The following is a 2,291-nucleotide window of genomic DNA, read 5'->3' as shown; positions in this document are numbered from 1 at the left end:
CACGTAGGCCGCGCCGAGCGCGAACGCCGCCGCGGCGGCGTTCGCGCTCGGCGCGGCCTACGTGGTGACGGGGTCGATCAACCAGGCGTCGGTGGAGGCGTCCCAGTCCGAGGCGACGAAGCGGCTGCTGGCCGGCGCGGGAACAGCCGACTGCGCCATGGCTCCGTCCGCGGACATGTTCGAGATGGGCGTCGAGGTCCAGGTCCTGCAACGCGGAACGATGTTCGCGACCAAGGCCAGAAGGCTGTACGAGGTCTATCGGGCCTACGACAGCATCGAGGCGATCCCGGGCGCCGAGCGCGACGCCCTGGAGCGCCGGATCTTCCTGCGCCCGTTGGACGACGTCTGGGCGGACACGGTGCGCTTCTTCACCGAACGTGACCCCGACCAGATCGCCCGCGCGGCCGACAACCCGAAGCGGCGGATGGCGCTCGTCTTCCGCTGGTACCTCGGCCTGTCGTCGGGCTGGAGCATCTCGGGTGAGACGGGCAGGGTCGCGGACTACCAGATCTGGTGCGGTCCGGCGATGGGTGCGTTCAACAGCTGGGTCGCCGGCACCTACCTGGCCCCGGTGGAGAACAGGCGGGTGGCCGACATCGCGGCGCAGATCATGCGCGGCGCCGCCTTCACCAGCCGGGTCAACCACCTGCGGTTCGCGGGGGTGCGTCTGCCCGCACGCTGCGCCACATACATCCCGTCCCCACCGCGGACCGATGCGGCAGGGGGGCTCGACCGGTGGGAGCAATCATGACAGTGACCTTGCCCAGGCAGGCAGGCGATGCGGCGACCCGTGCCGCATCCTGGCTGGTCTGCGGCGGATGCCGATCGATCATCTACGCGAAGAGGTTCACCCGCTCCCTGCGGGTCTGCCCGGAGTGCGGATGGCACGCCCCGCTGACCGCTGTCGAACGGCTCACGACACTGCTGGATCCCGGTTCCGTGGCGCTGGTGGACACGGTCGTCTCCGACAGTGACCCGCTGCAGTTCGTTGACAGCCGTCCCTACGTCGACCGGCTCCGCGACGCGCGCGCCGCCACCGGGCTGACCGAGGCGGTCGTGAGCGCTCGCGGCCGCATCGACGGCAACCCGGTGATCGTCGCGGCCATGGACTTCCGGTTCATGGGGGGCAGCCTCGGTGCCGCGGTCGGTGAGGCCATCACCCAGACGGCTGAGATCGCGCTACGGGAACGGACGCCCCTTCTTCTGGTGACCGCCTCCGGCGGAGCGCGCATGCAGGAGGGTGTCCTGTCCCTCATGCAGATGGCCAAGACCAGCCAGGCCCTCGGGCAGCTCGACGAGGCGGGGATCCTCACCCTGTCACTGATCACCGACCCCACCTTCGGCGGTGTCGCCGCCTCTTTCGCGACGCTGCCGGACATCATCATTGCCGAGCCGGGTGCACGGCTGGGCTTCGCCGGTCCGCGGGTGATCCAGCAGACCATCCGGCAGACCCTTCCGCCGGGATTCCAGACCGCGGAGTTCCTGCTGCGGCACGGAGTCGTCGACATGATCCGGCCGCGTGCCGAGCTGCGCGCCACCCTGGCCCGGCTGCTGACTGTGGGCAGCCGCCGGGCGGCGCGCACGGCCATGCCCGTGCCGCGGTCGTCGGTTCCGCAGCCGTCGGGCAATGCCGCGTTGATCGTCGAGCCGGACCGGTTGCCCGCGCGGGAGCAGTGGGAGTCGGTGCGGCTCGCCCGTCGGCTCGGTCGGCCGACGACCCTGGACTACATCGCCCTGATGATCGAGGACTGGGCGGAGCTGCACGGTGACCGCATGTTGGCGGACTGCCCGGCGATGGTCTGCGGGCTGGGCCGCCTCGAGGGAACGCCGGTCGTCGTGATCGGCACGCAGAAGGGCCACAGCGCAACCGAGCTGTCCGAGCGCAACTATGGGATGCCGTCGCCGGCCGGTTACCGCAAGGCCGCCCGGATCATGCGACTGGCCGCCAAGCTCGGACTCCCGGTGGTCACCCTCATCGACACCGCGGGTGCCTTCCCCGGCATCGAGGCCGAGCAGAACGGACAGTCGGTCGCGATCGCCGAGAACCTGCGGCTGATGGCGGGTCTGCCCGTCCCGGTGGTGGCGGTGGTGACCGGCGAGGGCGGCAGCGGCGGTGCGCTCGCTCTCGCGATCGCCGACCGCGTCCTGATGTGTGCCAACGCGGTCTACTCGGTGATCAGTCCGGAAGGGTGCGCCGCGATCCTGTGGAAGGACGCGAGCGCGGGGCCCAAGGCCGCGGCGGCGCTGCGTGTCGACGCCCGCGAGCTGCTGCGCAACGGGATCGTCGACGG

1 protein-coding gene and 1 pseudogene are annotated in these 2,291 nt (G+C 71.0%); both read left to right on the top strand.

The annotated features are described in order from the left end of the window. Positions 1-751 (top strand): annotated as a pseudogene (locus DD1DGNOD_RS17810) (2-nitropropane dioxygenase); the annotation flags it as partial. Continuing rightward, on the top strand, positions 748-2,291 hold a 1,544-nt coding region (gene accD / locus DD1DGNOD_RS17805), incomplete at its 3' end, for an acetyl-CoA carboxylase, carboxyltransferase subunit beta (RefSeq protein WP_241255809.1). The pseudogene DD1DGNOD_RS17810 and the gene accD, both read left to right, overlap by 4 nt.

The organism is Candidatus Protofrankia californiensis, from assembly GCF_900634765.1.
Taxonomy (GTDB): domain Bacteria; phylum Actinomycetota; class Actinomycetes; order Frankiales; family Frankiaceae; genus Protofrankia; species Protofrankia californiensis.
This window is presented reverse-complemented; position numbering and strand designations above follow the sequence as displayed.